The following is an 18,611-nucleotide window of genomic DNA, read 5'->3' on the forward strand; positions in this document are numbered from 1 at the left end:
ACACTTCAAAACGATGCTGCATATGGCGTCCTATATGGACGCGGAGTGTGTTTTAATAAGAAAATGAGTGTATTTCTTGGGAGCGTAAGCGCGCCTCGCTTATGGTCCAAGTGCCTTGAAGAAAGGATCCCTTAAATTGCCGAATACAGCATCGTCTGGAGCGGTAGGGTAAATCCCATTGAGCCCTTGAATATTCCCGCTTAAAATCGGTGATCCCCAAGGGGCGGTTTGGTCGGCATTAGGTATAATCTGAATATCGTCATGCGGTAAGCGGTAACGTACGCTGAATTCACGGGTCATACCGTAGGTGTAGTTACGGCAGTAAGTAAAGGAATCTTTCCAGGCTTTATAATAAACCTCGTTATGCACTAATTCGGCGCTTTGTGTGTAATGATAAAACGTTTTAAAGAAGTCATTACCCATGGCTGATATACCCGACTCGCATCCTTGCTTCCAACCTAACTGATATTCAATAGGAGCATTTTCGGGCATGTGTGTAAAAATCCTGGCCATAGGTCTCACATCGGCGATACAGGCAGATAAAGCTATACATCCTAATGCTATGATAAAGGCGCGTATCAGGTGATTAAAGCAACGCATAAATTATCCTTACCATTTATAAAAATTACTAGGATCATCAGGAAAAGGCTGATCTTTAAATATATTATCGACTTCATCGAGAGATCCCTGGTTAGACCATCTGAGTGCAAAATGACGACAATACGCAAACGCATCATTCCATGCCTGATAGTAGACTGTGTTGGCGGTTAACTCTGGACTTTGTTTAAAGTGATAAAAGCTTTTATAGAAAGAGGTACCATACGCAGCCAATCCCGTTTCACATCCCTCATTCCAACCACGCTCATAAAAAGGAGGGCTACCGGCTTGAGGATGCCCTATATTAGGAAACTGAGGTTTACAGGCCGTAACCAGGCTGAGGGTCGCTGCCAGCAATAATATTATGTGTAAAAGCTTTCGCATAATATCCTCATTTCCTGTTGATGAACGCTGTGTACAGATAAGTGAAGGTATAACGTTGGCAATAATCAAATGCCAGCTTCCATCCCAGGTAATATTTTTGATCACGTGCTAGTTTACTGTCTTGCTTAAAGTCGTAGAACATTTTCTGAAAATTATTCGCGGTAGCTGAAATACCTGTTTCACAACCATCTTGCCATCCTTGACGGAAAAGGGCTGGTCCTGGGGGGCCTTCGGTTAACATGGATTGCATCCAAGGCGCCCCGGCGCGAACCCGTGCATCACAGCCGGTGAGTAAGGTAAGCGTAGTGATAATCATTATTATTTGTTTGAACATAATCTGCCTTCTTACCATGGATGGTCACCATTACCCAACGCGTTGTTTGTCTGCATCATCGAATAGGTCCTGCAATACGCATAGGCATCTTTCCAGACCTGATAATAAACTGGATTGTTCACTTTGCTTGGGTCTTGTTTCCAGTCATAAAAGTTTTTATAGAATTGGTTACCGAATCCTGAAATACCACTGGTACAGCCATCGACCCATCCTTGTTGGTAGTCAGGTTCACCAGGCGGTGGGGTCATGTTAAGGGTCCAGGCATGTCCTAAAGCGGGATCAAGGTGGAATCCTGCACATCCAGCCAAGCTGAAAAGTACCACAGCACAGCTGGCTGTCGTGCGTATCATGTGATGTTTCAGCGTAGCTAACACGGTCATAACTCCTTATTCCTTTATTACTGAATATCCCAATCAAGATAGTGCGTACAATAGGTTTGCCCATCGACATAGCCACGGGCATAAGCAGGATCTTCGGTTAAACGGAATCCATCGATTTTTGAAGGCAATAGGCGAAGCGTTCCAGAACCCACAATACCTAAGAAGGTCTCACACCCATCGCGAAGTCCCTGGCTGTAACTATCATCTCCTTGTGGGAGTCCCCGCAGGAAAAGCCTGGCAGGTGCCATAAGGCTATTATCGGCGGACATAGAGCTCTTGACGTTGAACATCTTTGAGGGAGTACACCCTAAAAGACTCACCAGCATAATCATCATGGAGACAACGGTTTTCACAAGTATTACCCTCTACTAAATACATTTATTATACTATAAAATAAGGGAAAAAGCTAGTTCATTCTCCAGAAGGGCGGATGTTTGTGACGTCTATATGAAGTTTTGTGGAGATATGCACAGTTAGCCAACAAAAAACCTTTGCAAGAGGGAGACGTCTGTATAGAATAATCCATTAAAATGTTAATTAAACGGAAAATACTATGGAATCCCCGCTAGAACATATTCGTCAGGATTTAGAGAATACCTATGGGAACGCCTTTAAAGAAGCCCAAGGACGTGCCTTAGGAAGATTAGGCGCTATCGAAGAAACCGTATCTCGAGCGTATAACAATCTAGAATTAAAGTATTATGACATATCGTTGCGTGCATTTAATACGGGTTTTTATCATTATTTATTGGAGTCTAAAGACGAGGGCTTTTCCGAGGCCTCGATGGTCGCTGAGTTTGATAAATTGGTAGGATTTGATGATCATCATGTTATAGAATTAAAAGAAATAAAGCATGCGGTAAAATTATACACTGATTATATCTATAATTCACGGATTCCGGTAAAAGAAGTAGAAATGATGACCCGCTGTATTGAGGCTTCGTATAACTATTATTTACATGGAAACATGAAAGCACTATGGGGTAGCGGTTCATTGTCTCCCTGGGATGATGAAGCTTTATCCGATAACAGCCAAACTACACAGGCGGTTTCATCGAGTTCTGATGATGAACTGGCTTATAATTCTTCAGATTCCGATAATATGGATAGAGGGCATTGGCTAAATTTCCTGAATGAAATGAAGAAGAATATAAAAAATAATTCTCACGCTAGGCAATAGTGTCCAATAAGAATTACAAATAAATGAATGCAGGCTTTATTATTACAGGCATCTGTATCTGGTTAGCACGCAGCAAATCATGGAATTGCGCTGGTCGCGCAATCACACTCCGTCATCTTCAGACCTTCTTCTTAATACTTCCATCCTTATGACTACAGGCATCTGTATCTGGTTCACACGCAGCAAATCATAGAATTGCGCTGGTCGCGCAATCGGTGTTGTGCTGGATCTTCAACCTTCTAAAGCAGTACTCGCCTACGGCTCATACTACTTTAGAAGGTTGAAGATGACGGAGTTTGGGGGGGCAATCACACTCCGTCATCTTCAGACCTTCTTCTTAATACTTCCATCCTTATGACTACGGGCATCTGTATCTGGTTCACACGCAGCAAATCATAGAATTGCGCTGGTTGCGCAATCGGTGTTGTGCTGGATCTTCAACCTTCTAAAGCAGTACTCGCCTACGGCTCATACTGCTTTAGAAGGTTGAAGATGACGGAGTTTGGGTAAAAAAACACAGACAGCATATAGGCGGAGGTTGATTGGACATCCGTGTTCCAGCTGCGACTAAAAAAAAGACACATCAATCCCTAGAGTAACTCACCACCCATAAAAATTACCTGGATTATCAAGGAAAGGTCGATCTTGATAAATATTATCGACTTCATCAATGGAGCCCTGGTTAGCCCATCGTAAAGCAAAATGGCGACAATAGGCAAACGCATCGTTCCACGCCTGATAATAAACGTTATTGGTAGTGAGTTGGGGGCTTTGTTTAAAGTGATAAAACGTTTTATAGATCGAAGTGCCATAGGCGGCTAAACCTGTTTCACAACCTTCTTCCCAACCGAGTTTGTAAAACGGGGGAGCTGTTTCTTCAGGGCGACTTAAATTAGGGTATCGAGGCTTACACCCTGTAGCCAATCCAAGCGATACAATAAACAAAAACGACCAGTATATTATTTTTTTCATATTTCTATGGTTACAAATCAAATTTAATGCACAATTACGGACGATGGGATGAATATAAAATACATAATTATATGTTTAATACGCGCAGTATAGCTTAAACCAAGGTATTAATCTAATTTAATTTTTTGATTAGTGAGGGATTATTTTCTATCCCGTTTATACATGGTATATTGTTGGAGCAGGGCATTGAGTTGTAGGCGATGATCGACAACCTACCTCTTTCTTCAGCGATGATTAAGTGAACAGCTTAACGTTTTACTTTAATATCCAACCCGCCTCCTTCAGACACCACATCGACTGTTTGGCCTGCTATAATCTTACCTTCAAGCACCAGGCTGGCCAATGGGTTTTGGAGTTCATTTTGGATTACCCGTTTGAGAGGCCGTGCGCCATAAACGGGGTCGAAGCCTTTATTCCCCAGCCAATCCAGAGCAGATTCCTGTAAGTTTAAGGTGATATCTCTTTCCTTAAGCAGGTGGCTTAAGCGTTTGGTTTGAATGGCAACGATGGAGTGCATATTATCGCGTGATAATTTATTAAAGAGGATAATTTCATCCAGACGGTTCAAAAATTCAGGGCGGAAGGCTGTGCGTACGATCTCCATGACTTCTTCGCGCACATCGGATGCCGGTTTATTTTCGGCAAGCTCTGCAAGAATATGTGCTCCCAGATTGGAAGTGAGAATAATGATCGTATTTTTGAAATCAACCGTGCGGCCCTGTCCATCCGTCAAGCGGCCTTCATCGAGCACCTGGAGCAACACGTTAAAAACATCGGGATGTGCTTTTTCGACTTCATCAAACAAGATGACCTGGTAAGGGCGTCTGCGCACCGCTTCGGTAAGCATACCGCCTTGATCATAGCCAACATATCCTGGAGGTGCACCAATCAGGCGGGATACGGCATGTTTTTCCATATATTCTGACATATCGATACGCTGCATGGCGGTAGGATCATCAAATAAGAAAATAGCCAAGGCTTTACATAATTCGGTTTTACCAACTCCGGTTGGGCCTAAGAACAAAAAGGATCCTAGTGGCCGGTTCATATCCTGAAGTCCAGCGCGTGAACGGCGAACAGCATTAGCTACGGCTTTAAGGGCATCTTCTTGACCCACCACATGCTGGCGCAACAATGATTCCATTTGCAACAGCTTGTCACGTTCACCCTGCATCATTTTATCAACCGGGATACCGGTCCATCGCGATACAATAGCCGCTATGTCATTTTCGGTGACTTCTTCATGAAGCATTTTGTTTTTGCTGTGTTCACTTTCTTCTTTGGCGAGTTTTTTTTCTAAATCTGGAATTTTGCCATACATTAATTCGCCAGCTTTAGCGAGGTTGCTGTCGCGTTGGGCAACTTCTAGCTGGTAGCGTGCTTGTTCCAGTTCTTCTTTGACTTTCTGGATTTGCTGGAGGCGCATTTTTTCGGCCTGCCAGGCACTGTTGAAATCGGCAGATTTCGATTCAAGCTCGGCTAGTTCGGTGCTTAATTCCACCAGGCGTTTTTTAGAGGCGTCGTCCTTTTCTTTTTTAAGGGCTTCGGCTTCAATTTTTAACTGAATAACGCGGCGGTCAATTTCATCCATTTCTTCTGGTTTGCTGTCTACTTCCATGCGGATTCGGCTGGCTGCTTCATCGACAAGGTCGATCGCTTTATCAGGCAGAAAACGGTCGGTGATATAACGATGGGAGAGGGTGGCTGCGGCAACGATGGCTGAATCGGCAATGCGGATTCCGTGATGGAGTTCGTATTTTTCTTTCAGGCCGCGCAAAATAGAAATGGTGTCTTCGACATTGGGTTCTGATACAAATACCGATTGAAACCGGCGGGCGAGGGCGGCATCTTTTTCGATGTATTTACGGTATTCAGCTAAGGTGGTTGCACCTACGCAATGCAGTTCCCCACGTGCCAGGGCTGGTTTTAGAAGATTAGAAGCATCCATAGAACCTTCGGCAGCACCGGCGCCAACCAGTGTGTGTAATTCATCGATGAATAAAATCACATCCCCTTCGGATTCTTTGATTTCGGACAATACGGCTTTCAACCGTTCTTCAAATTCGCCGCGGAATTTAGCTCCGGCAATCAAGGCGCCTAAATCAAGTGCCATTAATTTACGGTTCTTAAGCGATTCGGGAACATCACCGGCAACAATACGCTGTGCCAATCCTTCGATAATGGCTGTTTTACCCACACCTGGTTCACCGATGAGTACCGGATTATTTTTGGTGCGGCGTGAAAGCACTTGCATGGTACGGCGGATTTCTTCATCACGGCCAATCACCGGATCGAGCTTTCCTTTGCGGGCAGCTTCGGTGAAATTGACGGCATATTTGGCGAGTGCTTCGTATTTATCTTCTGCATTGCGCGAATCGACTTTTTTACCGTGACGCAACGAGGAGATGGCCGCTTCTAGGGTTGCAACGGTAACGCCCTCGCGATTTAGTATTTCAGAGGTGGGAGCATCGTTTTTAAACGCAAGCCCCTGGAGCAAGCGTTCAATGGCCACATATGCATCGCCTTGTTTGGTGGCGATCTGTTCTGCTTCGCGCAATGCTTTCGCTGTTTCAGGTGCCATCGATAAATTACCAGCACCGCTGCCGCTTACTTTAGGGAGCTTATCTAATGCCTGCTGAATATGCGCAGCAATGACGGCTTCATCGGCACCGCAATGGGAAATCAGACGCGATACAATGCTTTCGTTTTCTTTGTCCTGCTCAAGCAGGGTGTGCATCAAATGCTCTGGTGTAAAACGCTGATGGCCCTCAGCCAAGGCAAGATTTTGTGCATTAACGATGACTTGTTGGGATTTGTCGGTAAATTTGTTTAGATTCATAGACCCTCACACATGGAGATTATTATTCCATATTATCTACTAAAGATATGGGGGCTTTTTGACAGAGGTCAAGGGGATAAAAAGGATTATGTTTTGTAGGAAGCAAGTCTATAATAAAACTTAATAATAATTAAAATGTTATATGCTTTTTACTTTGCTAGAGCTGTTAAATCCTCGTTCAATTTCTTGAAATGTACGCTTATGCTTACATTTAGGCTCATCAGACTTTCTGTGGTCTCTAATTAACTTCTTAAGGTCAAATTCTTGGGTTTTTACACCTTTTTCATCCAGGGCTAAATAAGTTAATGTCGTACCTTGTTGCTTTAAGGATGGATTTTTATCTAACAGTTCTTTTAATGTTTTTGCATCATCTCGCTCAATTGCATCTAAAATCCTGACCGTGGTGGCAAGCTCTTTCATAGATTCTGTGCGAGCTTGTAGGCTTTGGCTGACAACGTTGGTAATATCGTTAAATGATTTCACTTCTTGCCCAAGACTTTCACTTAATTTTTCGCATATAAATTTTTCATCCTGGCCTCTATAAGCTTTTTTGACATTTGAAACTGATTTTTGAATGGTTTTTTCTATATTACGTTTATTTGCCTCTATTGCCTTGGCTTGCTGTTCAAGCTGATCGGCAAATTGTGAGTTGATAAACATTTTAGGGTCATAGAAGCTTTCTTCACAGCCTCGTTGTAGTACATTAATTGATTTTGGGTATTGGCTGTATTGGAGTGCTTCTCCTAGATCGATTAAAGCAGCTTGATTGGGATTTACTATACCAAGATTACCGGCGTTAAAGTCGTGATTCCCAAGGGCAATGGATGCTGCTGCTGCTTTATAAAGGCTCGGGTATTTAGTATACTCTTCCTTGAAACATTCTCTATGAAATTGGCCTCGCGCTGTTTTATCGTTGGCATCATTAGGTTCTGTTTTACCCTCGTTCTCACGCATACGGCCAATGTCGGTAAATCCAGGAATAAATTCCGAAGCTAAGAAGACACATTTCTGAGAGTTATATGTATGAGATACCAATTCAGTTTTAGGTGCTAAGTGATTGCCCATGAAAATGGGGAGCCTTGCCAAATTAGAAGCAATTTTTTCTATGATCGGCTCAGCAAGCTTGTTCTCTAATACTCCAGATGCGCTGGGATCTTTAAGTAGTAGTGTTGGCGAATTTTTGACATTATTACGTTTTACGAAAACTCCGCCGACCATTGATACTCCAGTTTTTAGACGATCAAAACTGAAATCCTTTAATTTGTTTTTGTTGTTGGGGTCTACGGCATCAAGAACAGCAGATTGATTTTTGGGAATGGTTGATTCGTTCTGATAATTCGAAGGAAACATTTCATTTTTGTTAAGCTTAATCTTACGCGAGCTACCATGTTCATTTAAAACGGATGAACCTTTATAGTAATTGGGTTGGTCACTGATTTTTGGCTTATTTTTTATTGCTTCTTCCCTTGTTAGGAGTGAGCGATTTTCAAGGTTTTTATATGTAAATCCATGGTTCTTTAAGCCATTAGGTCTGTAGGCTTTCAATTGTTGGTCTTCAGTTTTTGCTGATAAAACAAGTTCAAGATTGGACTGGCGCAGCATGACTGGCTCGTTTTTATATATGTTAGACGTTTTTAATAATATGTCGTTTGCCCGTAGGATAGCTAGTTCCTGCTCCATCGTATCAATCTTATCTTTAAACTCAATTTGTTTCGAAGGAGCAATGCCCTTTAAGGCATTTCCAAAGAAGGACTCACGATCCTTGCTCGTGTAGGGCACTTTCTTGAGTTCAATATCATCAACCGTCAGTGGTTGCCCAGTTTCATATTTGTGGAAAGCAGATTCTTTTAAGTGAATTGTATAACATGGCATCGCTTGGTCAAATGTATTCACATATCGTTGAAATGCTTCGTTTAAAATTTTATTTTCATGAGATGCTTCTGTTTTTATTTTGAATTGTTGAATAACGCTTTTATTATTTTCTTCTTTATTTTTGGGTTTATTAACCGCTTTATTTTCAACTTTATCGACGGCTGACAATATTTTATCGTAATCAAAGCTATAGGACCATGGTACTTTAGTGTCTATTTCTCTTGTGTTTTCTATTCTTGTTACATTTAATGTAATGCCACCTTCGCGTTGAATAGCTCTTACTACTTTGTCTGGGCTGACGCCTTTTTGGGCTAATTTATCAGTAAGCGTTGTACAGAATGCATCAAAACCATCCTTATCAGTATTGCCAGAAAATTTAAGAACCGGGAACTTATTAACAATCACTTCATGTTGATTACTACCCGTGCCGCTAGGAACGAATCGGTGCTTGAGTCTTCCATTCTTAATTTCGTGTGCCATCTTTTTATGTTGGGAATAAGAGACGGCATTAAATAATAATCCGATCGCCAGGGTCTTATTGGGATCTTTGGCTGTTTCTTTATTGCGTTCTTTGTAGCTATCCAGAAATTCCTTTTCAGCCTGTAAGTTTTGTCCTGTTTGCTTAACCCTGATATGGGCGCCATCCTTTAATTTCCCTGCCGATAATTGATCTTCTTTGACGATTAACGAATATATACTTGTTCTTTCGGTAGATTTAAGGGTTTCTTTAGGCTTAGGAGGGGCATTTGGTATAACAGACTGTATTTCTGACTGTATTTCTTTCTCTTGCACAATTTTTTTGTTGAAAATGTTTTTGCCCATAGTGAAGCTTGCCCTGATTTTTATTTGTTCTACTGTTTTATTGTTATATTATAGACTATATGTATTTTCTATTAAATATAATATTATAATATAAAGTATAAAAAAAATATTAATTTGCTATTTGTTGTTGTTTTGTGACAATAAAGCCGGTGGGTTGATGTTGAGGAAATTGTGATATTAAATAAGAGTATTGAGTAAATATTTCTCTACCAAGTCATGTTCATGCAAAATTATCTAAAAACCTTGTCACTCGTGCTCTTTGCGACCATTAGTGTCCACTAAGGGATGTATTTATGTTAAATTCGTATTGGACACCAGTGCGGAGGAAGGTGATTTGATCATGTGCCAAGCGTTTATGCTCCGGGTGCGTTTTCAAGTAACGCTTTCCCACGTAATGCGGTGGATCTCTGAGGACATATTGCCAATAGAAATCATCACGGCTGGTTTCTTGTATAGATGGATAGACCGGGGGGGGGGCTTTAAAGATTAAGTTAAGAATTTGACTCGTAATTGTGCTGGTGGGACAATAACTATTGCAAGACCTGTGTCATTGCCTATTTTTATGGCACACCAGTACATGACAGGGGGGTTAAAAAAATCTAAAATAAAATATTATAAAAAGCCCCATACACTAGGTGTAATGGGGCTTTAAAATAACTCTTTATGATGAGTGCTCTATTTGTTATCGCAACTTAAAAGGAGACAGAACTGCTTCTACTTTCTGAAGTTTCTTGTTTTGATTCAAAAGCTTCTCTGTGTTTATAATTGCTCTTTTGATTTTTTGAAGCAAAAATCCCTTCGTTGCTATCCGTACTTGAACGGCTGTCTCGACTTGAAGAAGATTCAGTAAATTCAAGTTTTTTCCTTTCCTTTGTCTCCGCTTTTTTCCCTTTCGGAATTTTAAATTCCTTAGAATCATAAGAGATCAATTCTTGTTGTACATTGGAATTGTTTCTGCCATTTGCGTTTCTACCAGAATCTGATGAGGCATTAAAGAAATACTCCTTGTTGTGCTGGGGTAATAACGAAGTAGGTTTATTGCCAAGGAAAAAAATATCTTTTGCCTCATTAAGATTAATATCAAGGTAAGCAGAATTATCGCCACTGTTAGCACGCATTCTGCTTATGAGATCCATACGAGCGGTATTATCAATCAAAGGTATTTCAGCGTCAGCGACTTTTAACGTTCGGCACAACGCATCAATAAATGTTAATGCAGCATTTCTAGGAATAGTGGCCTTCTCGTGGGTAATCAAACCTTGTTTGTCTACAATGTCCGTAATTGATTCAGCCATTATCCAGGCGAACGCAGATGGATTGTATTTAAAATGGTCTGCAACCGCTTCTGTGAATAAAGGAATGGCTTGAAGTGTTTTCAGGAAGCCTGCTATTTTATTCCTGTTACGGGAACCAAAAGCTGGGTTTTTCGCTAGCTCAATTTTGAGCTGTTTAATAGTGTCATGGCGAAATTGTTTTACGTCAAAGGTGACGGCTTTATGGGTGTTGTGTATTAAATTCTGTAAATCATAATCTTGGTCCGGTGATTCTTGCATCAATTCAGCCAACGAGATGACCCAGGAATCAGGTGAGACAACCGCCTCTTTAAACACTTTTCGTGTTTCTTTGGTGGTTTCTATTTCCTTTAGCATACCGGCTATTTTATCATAATCTTTCCAGGTAACTGTCGGTGTTTCGTTATTGAAGAGATGTTGGTTTATTTCTTGTATAAACTGAATTGATTCTTCTGTGGGAACATGTGCTTCATCAGTAGTTCCACGAAATAATCTCTTTTTCGTAGTGACCCAATTTTCATGTTTTTCTGAAAGAACACTTTTTTTAATAGCTTCAACAATCTTGTTAGCATATGCGACTGGATTATACTCTTTTGTTTCTGGATCATAATGAGATCGAGCAATAACACCTGTAAATAAAGGGGCTGCATAAAGGCTTTTAAGGGAGGTTATTAATTTTTTCCTGAAGTGACTACCAAGGTGGATCTTATTTTCTGAGTTTCCAATTTGCAAATCCGGATTTTGTTTGAGTTGTCTTTCTATGTCTTCTATGCAATGTTTGCGAAACATGGCTAATTTGAAGTCATTTTCGATGGCACCCCTTAATGCCTCTTCCCCTTGTTCTTTAAATTGTTTTTCATATTCATTGGAAATTCGGGTTATTTTCCCATACAGTCGGGCGGTGTTATAAGTAAATCCGAAACAACCAGCCGCTGCAACAGCCGGAGGGACTACACCTACTGCGCCTCCAACGGCTCCCCCTATGGGCGCGGTAACAAATGCCGCTGGGCCGCCCACTACTCCACCAACTATCGCACCGCCGAGCATTCCGCCTACTGTCGTTACAGGTATAGCCATGGTAGCGACCATTCCAGCACCCAATGCTCCAAATGTCAGAGTAATTGCTTCACCCTGAGTCAATCGGTCTTCGGGAAGCGGCACTGTCCCATAAACAGGTTTGGAACCGTAACGACTAAAGATGCTTTTTTTCTTGCGTTGCTCGCTGCTTACGCTAGTGGCACTATTCTGGTCTTCATTAACCGATAATTCGTTTTGGATTTCATAAGATTTTCTTTTTACTTTTCCTGACTTAGGCATGGATTTATCCTTTTTAATTTATTCTGCGTTTCGTTTTTTTTACTTATAAATTATAATTTTTATTTCGTGCGTGATTATAAGGTTTTAATATTATTTAGTCAATGGAAAAAGATATTACATATTTATTTTTAAATTGTCGTATTACAGTCAAATTTCAATAATATTTGAAATAATCTATAGATATCCATTTATTTAACCTATATCGTTAGATGCAGCAAAAACGCCCTATCATGGTAACCATAAGCTGAGTTCTCATTGTTGGAGAGCGTATAACGCGACTGTTTTCGATATCGATGTGAAGACGTATCTCAGTGGTAAGGGATTATTGCTGACGTGACAGAGAGCCAAGCGTTTAAGCTCCAGGCGTGTTTTCCAAGTAACTTTTTTCCCAGATAATGCGGTGGGTCTCTGGGGCAATATTACCACCAGAAATCATCACCAGCAGCGTTTTGGGCGTGGTTTGGGTTTTAAGCCATTGGCTGGCAGCGGCCATGGCGACCGCGGAGGTTGGTTCAACAGAAACTTTCAGTAGTTGATAAAGCCACTGTGTCCAATAGATAATATCTTGTTCAGGGATGTCAAAAAATCCGGCTAGCTGTTTGAGATAAAAGAAGGTTCTGTCGGTGATGCTTAAGGTGCGTGCGCCATCAGCAATGGTAGGCGGCGAATCATGAAAGCGAAAAATTTCGCCGCTTTGATACGAGCGGGAAGCATCGTTGGCTTGTAAAGGTTCACCTGCGTACAGGGGGACATCAGGGCATAGAAGCTGCGAGGCAAGCAGGGTTCCTGAAACCCAACCGCCGCCACTGCAGGTGACAAAAATAGCATCAGGCTTAGGCCCGTCTAATAAGGCCTCATAGCAGGCCGTTCCCTGGCCAGCAATGACATTATCATTGTCGAAAGGATGGATAAAGTAAGCACCCTGTTTAGCAAACTCAGCGCAGAGGGCTTCGGCCTCCTTGCGGGTTTTGGTTAGGATGACATCGGCTCCGTAGCCTCGGGTCGCCTGTTGTTTAATTTTCGACGTGAATTCTGGCAGGATAACGGTGGTTTTGATATCAAGCATGCTCCCAGCCCAGGCAACCGCCTGGCCATGGTTGCCAGAACTAAACGCGACCACATGCTTTGGCAAATGTCCTTGTTCTTTGAGCGTCAGTAACGTATTTAACGCACCACGCGCCTTAAATGCGCCAATGCGTTGAAAGGATTCCATCTTAAACAGCAGGCGGTGCCCAAGCCAGTTATTAAGCCGTTGTGACTCCATAAGGGGGGTGCGAATAAGGTAGGGTGAAATACGTTTATGCGCGTTTTCGATTTCTGATGGATGGATAGGGGTAAAGGTCATGAAACCACTCTTGCTGCCGTTGCTATATGGCTGTAGAGTGTAGAACGTTTCAATTAGCATTCAATCTTTTTTTTTGGTATTTTACCTATGATTTCTACACAAGCTGGGTCTTTATTTTGTTTTGGTTATGGATATACCGCCTCAAGCCTTGCGCAAAGGTTAAGACCACGTGGCTGGAAAATAGCTGGCACACTAAGAAATAGTGATAAAGCAAAGCAGGCCCATAACGTATTGGATGAGGTGTTCCTCTGGCCAAATCAAGATAACAATAATGAGTCCAAAGCATGGGTATTCCCTGCAGGCATCACACATGTTTTGCTTTCCATTCCTCCCGTCAATGGCCAGGATATTGTGTACCCTGCCATGATTGATGCGTTAAAAAAACTCCCGCATCTAACATGGGTTGGTTACTTATCAACTACCGGTGTTTATGGCGATCATCTGGGGGAGTGGGTGACAGAAGAAACACCGGTTAATCCGCCCAATACGAGAACGCAAGCGCGTGTGCAGGCAGAACAATCATGGCTGAATTCGGGTTTGCCAACGCAGGTATTTAGACTCTCTGGTATATATGGGCCTGGTAGCAGTGCCTTTGACGCATTACTGGATGGAACGGCCAGGCGTATTGATAAACCAGGGCAGGTTTTTTCACGCATTCATGTCGAGGATATCGCCCAGACCCTATGGGCTTCCATGCAAAAACCTAACCCAGGCCGTATCTATAATCTGGCTGACGACGAACCATGCCCACAGCATGAGGTCGTTGCTTATGCAGCTTCGTTATTAGGAATGGCACCGCCGCCATTGGTTGCTTTTGACGAGGCTGATTTATCGGAAATGGCGAGAAGTTTTTATCAGAGTAACCGCCGTGTAGCAAATAAACGAATGAAGGAAGAACTAGGCGTGGACTTGGCTTATCCCAGTTATAAGGACGGACTTTTGGCAATCTATAAGCAATCTACCACGCCTCTTTAATCCAACTCGATTTGCCATGGCGTGAAATGAGAATGGCATCGATCCTGTAGCTAAAATGATGAAAGCGAGGATGGGTGGCTATAAAAAACTGGGCGGCGCGTTTAATGCGTCGCCGTTGTTTATAGCCAATCGTTTTTTCAACCGTTTCGTGACTGTTTCTGCGTGCCTTTACTTCGATAAAAATCAATAATGTGCCACGCTTAAACACTAAATCAATTTCGCCATAAGAACACCGATAGCGCCAGCAGACGAGGCGATAGCCTTGTATAAAATAAAAAACCATCACCAGCCATTCCGCGGTGATTCCAAAACGATAGGCTCGATGTTTGTGGGAAAATGGCATAGAGTAGGAGTGGTTGATTTTTTTAGTAAATTAAGTTACGATACAAACAGGAGAGGATGCCTGGGTAAACCAGACACCCTCTGTGGTCCTATAGAGATCTTAGTGTTTCAATAAACGCTAAGACCAGTCTTAGTAACCGCAAGGCTAGTTTCAGTAGCCTTGCGGTTCTTTTTAGGATTCTATCTACTCTCATTGGATTTCTCCTCATAAGTATGGATCACAATCCTGCCAGGAAGCAGCAAAGCTATGGGTAGCCATAGCCTGTTTATCCTGCCATCGGCAGGATACCCCGGAACCACTCCAGGGCAACATGCTTATATCTTATTTTGCAAATTAATGGAATGGATAAATTGTATAAATTATCAAAATATAAAGCTTACCAGTGTTGTTTGGAGGGTATTTCAAGCAATAAATTCATAACATGAAATCCCTAGTCCCCTTTGAGCGTCAGCGCTAATTGATACACATCATTTTTACCTAGGCCCGTTAACTGCACGGTCATCGCCACGGCATCTTTTAAACTCTGCGTTTTAAGCAGCAACGTGAGCATGGCGGTTACGTCAACCTGGACTAATCCAGTGACTTCATGTGTTTTGGGAAGGGGAGGGCCAACGATGATAACAACTTCGCCTTTAGGGTTGCCCTTCTTTTCATAAAAATCATACAGTTCAGGCAGGGGGCTGCGTTGAATTTCTTCATAGGTTTTGGTGAGTTCGCGCAGTAACGCGGCATCACGTCCACCGAGTATGTCAGCCATGTCTTTTAACGATTCGCCAACACGATTAGGAGATTCGTAAAAAATAAGTGTTCCTTCATAATGTTTGATGGCTTCCAAATGATCACGCCTGGCCTTTTCTTTACTCGGTAAGAAACCTTCAAACAAAAAACGGTTGGAAGGCAATCCCGAAAGCGTTAATGCCATAATTAACGCGCATGGTCCCGGCAGTGATACAACCGGAATATGTTGTTCATAGGCATCCACAACTAATTTATAACCAGGGTCAGAAATAAGCGGCGTTCCAGCATCGGAAACCAGCGCCACGGCTTTGCCATCATTGATCAAATGCAAGAGATGGTTGCGGTCGCGGTCGGTGGAATGGTCGTTATAACAGGTCATACTGGCCTGGATAGCGTGATGCTTGAGAAGCCTGTCCGTGGTACGGGTATCTTCGCAGGCGATGATATCAACCCGTTTAAGGGTATCGAGTGCGCGCAGGGTAATATCGTTGGCGTTACCAATAGGTAGAGCTACGAGATAAAGTCCAGGGGAGAGTTTACTTTGATCAATCATTCGTTTAACATATTTTCAGGTTTACCAAAAGGCAGCATATAATGAATAAACGACTCAAAGCAATAGCGATTCTTGGTGTATCACTTCTATTACTGGCTGTGGCTAAGCCTGTTTATGCAACCGAACAGGCAACAGAAGGGCAGGTAAGTCCAGTGACAACCCCACTAACAACCCTTACCCCTATTTATAATCCTGCACCTGCACACAAGGTGACTGGACCATTTTCAATCGTGCCCCTGCAATACGAAGCATCACTGGTGGTGCCGAATCCTCTGTTTGATCGCAGGGTTAAAATTGCTATGTTGCTGCCACTTTCTGGCCCTAAAGCTCCGATTGGTCAGGCGTTGCTGGATGCCGCCACTCTGGCTCTATTCGACATGAACCGTCAGGATATCAGTATTTTTCCCTATGATACCAAAGACAGCGATGAAGAAGCCAAATCCGCTTTAGAAAAAGCAAAAAACGATGGAGTCCACATGATCATCGGCCCGGTATTCAGTTCGGCCACCAAAGCAATTACGCCTGCGGCAAGAACGCTGGATATTCCGGTCTTATCATTCACCAATGATGTTGCTGCTGCCCAGGCTGGTATTTATGCCTTAGGGGCCGACCCCCGCCAGCAGATTGAACGGATTACCGATTATGCGATTGATCAGGGCTATACTAATTTTTATGTATTGGCGCCAGGTGATGCGTATGGTAATGCGGTTGCCAATGAAGTTCAGAAAGTAACTAGCTTGCGTAATGCAAAAGTGGCCCATACCGAATTATTTTCCGGCAAGCCTGAGTTACTGGATGCTGCATTAAAACGTTTTGTTACGCTTCTAGATAAAACGCAAAAATCAGCCATAGTGATACCCGTAGGTGGAGATAGCCTTACTAAAATTGCAGCATATTTAGATGCCAATCTTAAGGATCGCCAGAATATTAAAATACTAGGCAGTTCCCAATGGGAATCGAGTAAAATTCAATCGCAATCGTTGCTCCAAGGCGCATGGTACCCAGCATCAGATCCCGACCAGATTAAACGTTTTTATGGACGGTTTAAGGAGGTGTTTAATAGCGAACCACCGAGGTTGGCATCGATGGCTTATGATGCGCTTCCTCTGGCGTTCACGGCAGCTAAACGCGCAGATGGAAAAGTGGTGCTTACGAATTCACAAGGATTTATCGGAATTGATGGTATCATACGATTAGGGATGGATGGAACCACACAACGTGGTTTCGCGATTGTTGAAGTCACTGAATCGGGTGGAAGGGTTATAGATCGCTCACCTGTCAATTTTTAAAGGATGATATGGTTAGCATTACGTTTTTAGGCGCAACGGAGACGGTTACAGGTTCAAAATATTTAGTAGAATGTTCTGGAAAAAAAATATTGGTTGATTGCGGGTTGTTTCAGGGGCTGAAAGAACTTCGCTTACGAAACTGGGACCGGTTACCTATTGATCCTCGCCATATTGATGCTGTCATATTAACCCATGCTCACCTTGATCATAGTGGTTATTTACCTCTTTTGGTTAAGCAAGGATTTCGGGGAAAGGTTTTTGCAACGCCGGCAACACGTGATTTATGCAAGATATTATTACCCGACAGCGGTTACATACAAGAAAGTGATGCGGAACGCGCAAATCGCTACCATTATACAAAGCATCATCCTGCTAAACCACTTTATACGAAAGAAGACGCAGAGGATTGTTTACAGAATATTGAAGCCGTTGACTATGGTCATGAGATATTATTGGGTGAGCAGCTTTCCTTTCATTATACGCATGTAGGGCATATTTTAGGTGCGGCATTTATAACCTTAAAAACACCTAAAGGAACAATGGTGTTTTCAGGGGATATAGGTCGAGCCAACGACCCATTGTTACTAGACCCAGAATATTATCCTGGAAGCGATTATCTCGTTATGGAATCAACGTATGGAAACCGGCTTCATGACCCACTTCCAGCTAAAGATCAACTGGCGGACGTGATTAATCAAACCACGGCGCGCGGTGGAAGTATTATTATTCCGTCATTTGCTGTAGGTCGTGCACAATTATTATTATTGTTATGTGACCAACTTAAACAAGAGGGCAGAATTCATAAAGACCTTCCTGTTTTTCTGGATAGTCCAATGGCGGTTGATGTGACTAACCTCATGCAGACCCACAGGAGTGGGCATAAGCTTACGAATCAGGAATGTGCCCACATGTGTAAAACGGCTACCTATATCAACACCAAGGAAGAATCAATATCGCTGGATCAATTGACAATGCCTGCGGTGATTATATCGGCCAGTGGTATGGCAACCGGTGGGAGGGTGCTCCACCATTTGGTTCATTTTGCACCCGATCCCAAGAACACGATATTACTGGCTGGGTTCCAGGCAACAGGAACCAGGGGAGAGCGATTGCAACGAGGAGAAAAGGAAATCAGGATATACGGACAAATGATTCCGGTGCGAGCTAAGGTTGAAGTGCTAGACAATGTTTCGGCACATGCCGATTACGAAGAACTGCTTGCCTGGTTGTCTCACGCTAAGAAGGCTCCCAAACAAGTCTTTATCACCCACGGCGAAAAATCGGCAGCGGAAAGTTTTAAAGCCAAAGTTGAAGCGCGTTTTGGCTGGCATGTTGACATTCCTATTTATCAAGAAACCTTTACTTTATGAGGATTAGCC

Annotated in this window: 16 protein-coding genes; 4 read left to right on the top strand and 12 right to left on the bottom strand. The window is 42.6% G+C overall.

Translation table 11 applies throughout. From position 1 onward, the window contains the following. Positions 1–99: 99 nt before the first annotated feature. The 5 genes from IPP74_09430 to IPP74_09450 are packed head-to-tail and all read right to left on the bottom strand — an operon-like array spanning position 100 to position 2,048. Positions 100–600 carry a hypothetical protein gene (locus IPP74_09430; protein ID MBL0319489.1) on the bottom strand — a complete coding sequence of 167 codons (501 nt, stop codon included), beginning with the start codon at positions 598–600 and terminating at the stop codon, positions 100–102. A 9-nt stretch (positions 601–609) separates the two neighbouring features. After that, positions 610–981 (bottom strand): hypothetical protein, encoded by a 372-nt coding sequence (locus IPP74_09435; GenBank protein ID MBL0319490.1) that lies wholly within the window; start codon positions 979–981, stop codon positions 610–612. A gap of 7 nt (positions 982–988) precedes the next feature. After that, on the bottom strand, positions 989–1,315 hold the full coding sequence (locus tag IPP74_09440) for a hypothetical protein (GenBank protein MBL0319491.1): 327 nt from the start codon (positions 1,313–1,315) through the stop codon (positions 989–991). Positions 1,316–1,326: 11 nt separating this feature from the next. Continuing rightward, complete coding sequence (locus IPP74_09445; protein ID MBL0319492.1) at positions 1,327–1,695, bottom strand: hypothetical protein; 369 nt, start codon at positions 1,693–1,695, stop codon at positions 1,327–1,329. 17 nt (positions 1,696–1,712) lie between these two features. Continuing rightward, positions 1,713–2,048 (bottom strand): hypothetical protein, encoded by a 336-nt coding sequence (locus IPP74_09450; GenBank protein MBL0319493.1) that lies wholly within the window; start codon positions 2,046–2,048, stop codon positions 1,713–1,715. Positions 2,049–2,248: 200 nt separating this feature from the next. On the opposite strand from IPP74_09450, the gene IPP74_09455 reads away from it, so the two are divergent. Next, complete coding sequence (locus IPP74_09455) at positions 2,249–2,875, top strand: hypothetical protein (protein MBL0319494.1); 627 nt, start codon at positions 2,249–2,251, stop codon at positions 2,873–2,875. A 600-nt stretch (positions 2,876–3,475) separates the two neighbouring features. Here the strand turns inward: IPP74_09455 and IPP74_09460 are convergent. The 5 genes from IPP74_09460 to IPP74_09480 form a co-directional block, all read right to left on the bottom strand. After that, a complete protein-coding gene (locus IPP74_09460) occupies positions 3,476–3,847 on the bottom strand; it encodes a hypothetical protein (GenBank protein MBL0319495.1) in 372 nt (123 codons plus the stop codon). A gap of 247 nt (positions 3,848–4,094) precedes the next feature. Further along, the gene (clpB, locus tag IPP74_09465) at positions 4,095–6,686 is read right to left on the bottom strand and encodes an ATP-dependent chaperone ClpB (protein ID MBL0319496.1); all 2,592 of its coding nucleotides are present in this window, start codon (positions 6,684–6,686) and stop codon (positions 4,095–4,097) included. 138 nt (positions 6,687–6,824) lie between these two features. After that, on the bottom strand, positions 6,825–9,380 hold the full coding sequence (locus tag IPP74_09470; protein ID MBL0319497.1) for a hypothetical protein: 2,556 nt from the start codon (positions 9,378–9,380) through the stop codon (positions 6,825–6,827). Positions 9,381–10,072: 692 nt separating this feature from the next. Next, the gene (locus tag IPP74_09475; GenBank protein MBL0319498.1) at positions 10,073–11,989 is read right to left on the bottom strand and encodes a hypothetical protein; all 1,917 of its coding nucleotides are present in this window, start codon (positions 11,987–11,989) and stop codon (positions 10,073–10,075) included. Positions 11,990–12,341: 352 nt separating this feature from the next. Next, positions 12,342–13,334: a serine/threonine dehydratase gene (locus tag IPP74_09480; protein MBL0319499.1), complete on the bottom strand. Its 993-nt coding sequence runs from the start codon at positions 13,332–13,334 to the stop codon at positions 12,342–12,344. A gap of 87 nt (positions 13,335–13,421) precedes the next feature. Here IPP74_09480 and IPP74_09485 point away from each other — a divergent pair, with 87 nt between their 5' ends. Beyond that, the gene (locus tag IPP74_09485) at positions 13,422–14,309 is read left to right on the top strand and encodes an SDR family oxidoreductase (GenBank protein MBL0319500.1); all 888 of its coding nucleotides are present in this window, start codon (positions 13,422–13,424) and stop codon (positions 14,307–14,309) included. Here IPP74_09485 and IPP74_09490 read toward each other — a convergent pair. After that, positions 14,293–14,652 (bottom strand): YraN family protein, encoded by a 360-nt coding sequence (locus IPP74_09490; GenBank protein ID MBL0319501.1) that lies wholly within the window; start codon positions 14,650–14,652, stop codon positions 14,293–14,295. The genes IPP74_09485 and IPP74_09490 overlap by 17 nt on opposite strands. Before the next feature lie 430 nt (positions 14,653–15,082). Beyond that, positions 15,083–15,943: a 16S rRNA (cytidine(1402)-2'-O)-methyltransferase gene (rsmI, locus tag IPP74_09495; protein MBL0319502.1), complete on the bottom strand. Its 861-nt coding sequence runs from the start codon at positions 15,941–15,943 to the stop codon at positions 15,083–15,085. Positions 15,944–15,984: 41 nt separating this feature from the next. Between rsmI and IPP74_09500 the strand changes: the two genes are divergently transcribed. Both IPP74_09500 and IPP74_09505 read left to right on the top strand, forming a co-directional pair. Continuing rightward, entirely contained in the window at positions 15,985–17,232 is a 1,248-nt protein-coding gene (locus tag IPP74_09500; GenBank protein ID MBL0319503.1) for a penicillin-binding protein activator, read from the top strand. Between the two features lie 8 nt (positions 17,233–17,240). Beyond that, a complete protein-coding gene (locus IPP74_09505) occupies positions 17,241–18,602 on the top strand; it encodes an MBL fold metallo-hydrolase (GenBank protein ID MBL0319504.1) in 1,362 nt (453 codons plus the stop codon). Positions 18,603–18,611: the final 9 nt, after the last annotated feature.

The organism is Alphaproteobacteria bacterium, assembly GCA_016722515.1.
GTDB lineage: Bacteria > Pseudomonadota > Alphaproteobacteria > Rickettsiales > JADKJE01 > JADKJE01.